Origin of the sequence: Streptomyces sp. NPDC090077, from assembly GCF_044747545.1 — a bacterium.
GTDB lineage: Bacteria > Actinomycetota > Actinomycetes > Streptomycetales > Streptomycetaceae > Streptomyces.
Genome location: NZ_JBIVEG010000047.1, coordinates 37,227 through 43,486 on the forward strand (window position 1 = coordinate 37,227; position 6,260 = coordinate 43,486).

At 67.4% G+C, this 6,260-nt stretch carries 7 protein-coding genes; 4 read left to right on the plus strand and 3 right to left on the minus strand.

Features of this window, described 5'->3' with window-relative positions; all coding sequences use genetic code 11:
- Window positions 1-3: 3 nt before the first annotated feature.
- Window positions 4-1,218: an IS110 family transposase gene (locus tag ACIPW5_RS38005; RefSeq protein ID WP_401255491.1), complete on the minus strand. Its 1,215-nt coding sequence runs from the start codon at window positions 1,216-1,218 to the stop codon at window positions 4-6.
- 277 nt (window positions 1,219-1,495) lie between these two features.
- Here ACIPW5_RS38005 and ACIPW5_RS38010 point away from each other — a divergent pair, with 277 nt between their 5' ends.
- A complete protein-coding gene (locus tag ACIPW5_RS38010; protein WP_401255493.1) occupies window positions 1,496-1,837 on the plus strand; it encodes a DUF5713 family protein in 342 nt (113 codons plus the stop codon).
- A 101-nt stretch (window positions 1,838-1,938) separates the two neighbouring features.
- Window positions 1,939-2,346, plus strand: coding sequence for a hypothetical protein (locus ACIPW5_RS38015; protein ID WP_401255496.1), 408 nt, complete (start codon window positions 1,939-1,941; stop codon window positions 2,344-2,346).
- Window positions 2,347-2,530: 184 nt separating this feature from the next.
- On the opposite strand, the gene ACIPW5_RS38020 is transcribed toward ACIPW5_RS38015, so the two are convergent.
- Window positions 2,531-3,088 (minus strand): hypothetical protein, encoded by a 558-nt coding sequence (locus tag ACIPW5_RS38020; protein WP_401255499.1) that lies wholly within the window; start codon window positions 3,086-3,088, stop codon window positions 2,531-2,533.
- 747 nt (window positions 3,089-3,835) lie between these two features.
- On the opposite strand from ACIPW5_RS38020, the gene ACIPW5_RS38025 reads away from it, so the two are divergent.
- On the plus strand, window positions 3,836-4,300 hold the full coding sequence (locus ACIPW5_RS38025) for a DUF2199 domain-containing protein (RefSeq protein WP_401255513.1): 465 nt from the start codon (window positions 3,836-3,838) through the stop codon (window positions 4,298-4,300).
- The gene (locus tag ACIPW5_RS38030) at window positions 4,300-4,962 is read left to right on the plus strand and encodes a hypothetical protein (RefSeq protein ID WP_401255502.1); all 663 of its coding nucleotides are present in this window, start codon (window positions 4,300-4,302) and stop codon (window positions 4,960-4,962) included. Before ACIPW5_RS38025 ends, ACIPW5_RS38030 begins: the two co-directional genes overlap by 1 nt.
- A gap of 513 nt (window positions 4,963-5,475) precedes the next feature.
- Here the strand turns inward: ACIPW5_RS38030 and ACIPW5_RS38035 are convergent.
- Window positions 5,476-5,844: a transposase gene (locus ACIPW5_RS38035; protein WP_401255505.1), complete on the minus strand. Its 369-nt coding sequence runs from the start codon at window positions 5,842-5,844 to the stop codon at window positions 5,476-5,478.
- Between the last annotated feature and the right edge of the window lie 416 nt (window positions 5,845-6,260).

Sequence of the window (6,260 nt, forward strand, 5' to 3'; positions counted from 1 at the left end):
TGATCAAGCGGTGGTGAGCCAGTCCCGGTAGGCGTGGGCGAGGTCGTCGTCGCGGCGGATGCCGCGTTCGAGGGTGGAGATGGTGGCGGGCCAGACCCCGAAGTATCGGGCTGCGGCGGTGAGGGTGAGGTTCTTGGACTGCCGCAGTGGTCGCAGGTCGGCGATGGCGGGGACTGTGACCGCGGTGGTCAGGCAGCGGAACATTTCCCGGGCGATGGCCCGTTTCAGGAGCCGGATGATCTCCTTCTTCGTCCGGCCGGCGGCGGTGTGCCGTGCGACGTATTCGCGGGTGCGGGAGTCGCTGGACATGCGGACCAGGGCGATGCCGTAAAGGGCGGCGTTGGCTGCCCGGTCCCCGCCTCGTGAGAGACGGTGCCGGTTGGTTTTGCCGCTGGAGGCAGGGACCGGTGCGGCTCCGCAGAGGGCGGCGAACGAAGCCTCGGTCCGCATGCGCTCGGGGTTGCCTCCGGCGGTGATCAGCAGCTGGGCGGCGGTGTCGGGGCCCACTCCATGGGCGGCCCGCAGGCCGGGGTTGTGGACGGTGGCCTCGCCGTCGAGTGCTTTGGTCAGGGCCGTGTGTTCGGCGGTCAGGTCTTTGATGCGCCGGGCGAGGCTTTTGAGGGCGGTGAGGACCGCGACGTGGACTGCGTCACCGGCCGGCCGCAGCCGGGTCAGTGCGTCGGTGCGGTCCGTTCCTTTGAGCTGTCCGTACTTGGCGCGGATGCTCTCGGGCGCGGTGAACAGGATGTGGGTGATCTGGTTCAGGGCGGCGGTGCGTGCCTTGACGGCGGAGCGGGCGGCGTTGTGCAGGGCACGTATGCCGGCGACGGTGTCGTCCTTGGGTGCGCTGGAGGCCCGTCCAGACAGGGCCGCGCGGGCGGCCGCGTAGTCGTCAATGGGGTCGGACTTGCCGATGCGGCGGCGTTCGGCCCGGTCGGGCCGGTTCACCTCGACGACCCGGTGCCCGCGCGAGCGGGCGGCACGGGTGAATCCGGCGCCGTAGGAGGCGGTGCCTTCCACGCCGATCGCGATCACGTGGCCGTGGGCGGTCAAGAACGCCAAGGCTGCGGCGTATCCGGCGGCGGTGGTGGCGAACTCGGCGTCTGCGAGGTGGCCGCCGTTGTCGCCGATGACCGCGACGTGGATGGTGTCGGCGTGGGAGTCGACCCCGCCGAACACGTCCTGGTCCGCGGTTTGCTCTGCGGCCTCTGATGTCATGCTGATGACGCCTTCCCAACCGGAGGTGGGCGCCGGCCGGGTGGCGCAGACAGGACATTGAGGGGGCTTCTGACCAAGCTCCTATCAGGTCATGTTCCGCCCGGCCGGAGCCATGAGAGCAGGTTCCGGCGGCCGGACAGAACAGCCGGAGGACAGCCCAGCAGGGCGTCAGTCAGTGGCTGGGTCACGACCAGCGGAACCTGAGTATCAGCATCAATGTCAGTGGTGTCGTGCACGATCGGCGCGTCAGTTCTTCTGCCGAAGACGGGAAGGCGCCATGCCGATCACAAACCAGCAGGTAGCAGGGCACGCGTTTCTGCGGCCCATGTACGAGGACTCGTACTTCCCCGATCACGTCGTCGACCAAGGCAGGGCGATCCTGCTGCGGCTGTGCGAGCGGATTGAGGCTGAGCAGCCGCCGAATCTGCAGGCCCTATACGCGCTCACCCAGACCGCGACGGAGGAGTTCAACCTTCTGCAAGCGGAGTTCGAGGCAGCCGGAAGTGAGATCGAGACAGTTGCGCGTGAGTGGATCGCTGAGGAGTTCTGGCTTGTCGCGTCGGCATACGGGTTTACAGACGCGGATACAGAGGAGCTGATCGCCGGCAGAGACTGGTGAGCGAAGGGCAGGACTGATGCCCGCCGGCCACCTGCCTCATGGCGCTGTCAGTGCGGGGCCCTATCCTCCAGGGACTTATCAGACAGCACAGGAGTCGCACGATGCAGATCGCAGGTATCGGCCTGTACGTGAATCACCCAGTGATGGCCATCGGGTCGACCGAGTGGATTCCAACGACACTGGCTCTCAACAATGAGCCCGCTGCTGCCTGCGACACTCACCTCATCGTCCGCGTGCAGGCCCAGACCGTGCTGGTCAAGGTACGGATCTTCCAAGATCACGATGACTCGGAGGGCCAGGGACGGGATCTGGAAGGTCTGACCACGGTGTTCGACGGACATCTTCTGCTAAGCGATGGCCGGCTCGTCGTCGGGGATGTCGTCGGCGAGAGCCGGTTCACCACTTCCCTTCTCGGCATGCCGGGCCGGCGGCGGGTCCGGGTGTCGGTCGATGACGCGCAGGGATGGGCTCGCGCCGTTGACATCCTCATCAGCGCCCAGACGGCGTGACGGAGCCGTTACCCTTCGCTGGGCGTCGCCTCAGCACGCCTCGCGCGTTCAATCATCTACGGGTCGACTGCTCTCGAACAGCCAAGACCGCCCGAGCCCGACGCGACCGGGGCACCCGAGCATTGTCCCCACGGACCGCATGCAGGAGCGCAGGGAGCCTGACGACAGCGGCCCCCATCGTTGCTCAGGGCTGCCAGCGCGGGGCCTCATCATCGGGTGTGTCCGGGCTGGCGAAGTGGAACGGAACAGAGAGGTGCTCAGCAAGGGCACGACCAGCGCGCTCGGCAACTACCGCTACGGGGTGGTGCGGGTCGCAATCCTCGTCCTCGCCGAGGTACCGCTTGGCCGTTGACCAGTAGACGGTGGCCATTTGAGTCTCTCCCGCCGGGTCGGCGGTGATGGCCAGCAGCCGTACGAACCAGTCGTGGACGGTGTCACCATCCCAGATCGCCTCGATCGCCACGATGCGGCCTCCGCACCCGGCCGCCCGATAGGCCAGCGACTGCAGATCGAGGGGGCTCTCCGGCTCGCGGGCAATCCGGTCCCCGTAGTGGAGATAGCGGTCATTGGCGATCAGCTGAGCGGTACCGACCCCTATGCCGTGGGGAACAAGGCCGATGGCAACGATGACACGCACCGCCCCGAGAAGGGAGTCCTGAAGGATGTATCCGTCGATCTCATCGCGGATCCCGGCCGGCAGGCTCTCCCACCACTCGGTCCTGGCCGCCTTGGTCATACCCATCAAGAGCCCCCGTCCCCTTGGAGGCCCCGACAGCCGAGCCTCGCGCCACTCCACGTCGTCGTCCAGCACCGTCTACGACTGCTGTCGCGCAGCGATCCGTCCGGTCGCAGCGGTTCTGATCAGGGACGATACTTGCTGACCGACAACTCGATCCGCAACCAACCAGACAGAAGCGACGGGGTGCAGGCACGCCGAACGGCCGGCGGCCGTGCCGTGGGTGGTCTTCTGCCCGGTGACCGGATCCTTGAAGGTGACCGGGTGCTCGTCGGAGGCACCCTTCACCCGGGCGCAGAAGTCGTTCTGGATCCAGAAGTCGCCGATGGCGCTACCGCGCGGGTCAGTCCGAACAGGGCGGCGAAGACGGCGGGACGGTGAGCCTGCCTGAGTGGTCCTCTCGGTTCAGGCGGCCAGCAGGTGTGGGGGCCGGGGAAGCGGTGTAGGAGGCGGGGTCGGCGGGCGTGCCGTCGTAGCACTCCAGGCGCGAGCCCAGGGTTTTCAGGGAGTGTTGGCGGAGTGCACTTGTTCCGTAGCTGCGGTATTCCAGTGCCAAGGCACCACGCAAGCCGCTTGCCATTGCCTGTCCTCGGGGTAGCCAGCTGTGACTGAGCGGGGTAGTTGGCCGCGCGGAGTTGTGCCGGGCAAGCCCCCTTCGGGTACGGCTGGAGTCCGTCGCTAGGCTCCGGGCCCATGACCAGTGATTCTGGGTTCACCTGCACGTGCTGCGGGGCCCACCACCCTGAGCTGCCGATGAACTACACGGCCGAGGCCCCCGCCGTGTGGGATCCGGCCTTCGCCGACGCCGACGACTGCTTGCTCTCCGCGGACCAGTGCGTGGTCCGCGCTCAGCACTACTTCGTCAAAGGCCTGATCGAGATACCGGTCATCGGCAGCGACGAGGCGTTCTCCTGGGGCGTCTGGGTCTCGCTCAGCCGAGAAAGCTTCTCCCGGGTCTCAGACCTGTGGGACAGACCCGGCCGCGAAACGGAGAAGCCCTACTTCGGCTGGCTCACCACCGATCTTCCGGTGTACCCGGCGACGACGCTCAATCTGAAAACGCGCGTCCATACCCGCCCGGTCGGCGAGCGCCCCTTCGTCGAGCTGGAGCCCACCGACCACCCCCTCGCCGTCGAGCAGCGCACAGGGATCAGCCTGGAGCGCGTGCGGGAGATCGCGTCGGCCGTGCTCCACGCCGGTGAGGGCGAGCAGCGGTAATGGCCGACCAGCCCGTATCGCCCGTCCCGGTCGCGCCTGCCGGCCTGAGCCGCAGGGCCCAGCGGTTCATCGAGACGGAGGGCATCCGCGTTCGCCAACAGGACATCCGGCAACACCACGACGCGTGGATCGAGTACGGGATCCCCGCGGCAGAGATCGAACGGGCCACTGCTTTCCAGGACCGATGGGGCGGCCTCGCCCTGCCGCCAGCCCCTTCCTACGAGGGTGGTCCGCGCATCCTGGACGCTGACTGCCCCGAAGAGACGCCCGCAGAAGGCTGGTCATTCCCGGCAGGGGACTGCCGGGTGTCCATGGCCTACAGCTTCATGATCGGCCCCGACGGTGCGTTCGGCATCGGCGCCTACCGCTGGACGCCCCTGCATGCCAGCACTGACGGATGGGTGGAATCCCTGGCGCTGGCCGCTCATGCCCGCCGCTGGGCCACGACTGTCACAAGGGTCACGCGCAATGCCGTCGACGCACTGGATCTCGGCGAATTCGAGCCGGTCCCCGAAGTACAGGGTGTGACGGGCTCTTGGTGGCGGGGCAAGGACTCCCTCATCGCCGTGTACCGGGGTGAGGCCGTGGGCCTTGGCGCCCCGCAATGCCTCGAAGCACACATCTACGGGGGTCTTGACGAGTGGGGCCTCCATGGCGGCTGACCCGCTGATGAGGATCTGTGAAATCGGCTCTGGCCGGAGTTCCGTGAAGTTCGGCAGGGCGGTCCAGTCACTCCGGGGGCGCGGCCACCTGATAGACACCGCGAGTGACGTACTACGCGGACTTGACGCCATACACGTACGACAGGGACAACTGGGCAAGAGGCGCGACGGGTCTTTGGCAGGGTGTCCCCTTGGTCAACGTGGGCTGGCTCGGACGCGGCCGGCCATACGCGCAGGGCGATCCTCCCTCCGCGCTGGCTGCGGTGCTGAGCCGCATGAGCAGCACGCACCGAGCTCAGCAGACTCGCGGCTTCCACTCCTGCCCGTTCTGCGCTTCGCGGATACTCGGCAGTCGCGTCAGTCACCCGCGGGGAAGCGCCGAGATATGGGTGATGGGCGGAGACGTCGCCTACGCCGCCCCTGAACTGATCGCTCACTACGTCGAGGCACACAACTACGTGCCGCCAGCTGCCTTCATTCAGGCGGTTCTCGCCACAGCGTGAATGGGACTGTTTACGGCTGGGTGAGGATCCGGGTCCGCAGAAGCGTGAACGATGCCCGACCGTACATGGCTCGCTGGAGTGTTCTCACGCGGTTGACGTGGCCTGCGACGATGCCTGAGCTCCAGTGCAGGGTGAGGCCGGCAGTGACGGCGGCAAGGTCCTGCCGGAGGAAGCCGGCAAAGCCGCTCACCGGCTTCGGGGCGTCCAGCTCGGCTTGGCGGATCCACTCGGCCAGCAGAATCCGCGTCGCTGTCGGAGGAGCTCGGCGAAGGCACGGGCGAGGTCCGGGCAGGCGATCCGAACGTTGCGGAGGCGGCGTTCGAGTTCGGGCGGAAGGCTGTCTTGAGGTCGCACGGTGCGCGCCCAGCACGCAGGACATCGACGATTCCAGCTATGACGGGCCGTGGCCGGACAACTGGAAGATCACGGTGAAGACGTGTGCGGCCCGCTCCGGCGGCACCGTCCACGTCTACGCCGAGGTGAAGTGGGACGGGACCAGGTTCTGTGGGGTCGACGACCCGACGGTCTTCGACGGGGCCAATACTCATGCGGGCCGTGCCGCCCGCCTGGGCGGCGGCCCGCGCTGCTCAGGTTCCTGTGGTGTCCGGGCTCCACACGGCCGCGCCACTCGACGAGGTCGATGCCGTCGGGGTCCAGTCCGGCTTAGCGCAGGAACTCCAGAAGACCGTGCAGGCGCGGCCTAGGCCGTTTCCTTCAGATCATCGGATCGTTGGTTGATGTGTGTCGTTGACTGATGCCCAGTGGGCCCGCATCGAGCCGTTGTTGCCGGACCGG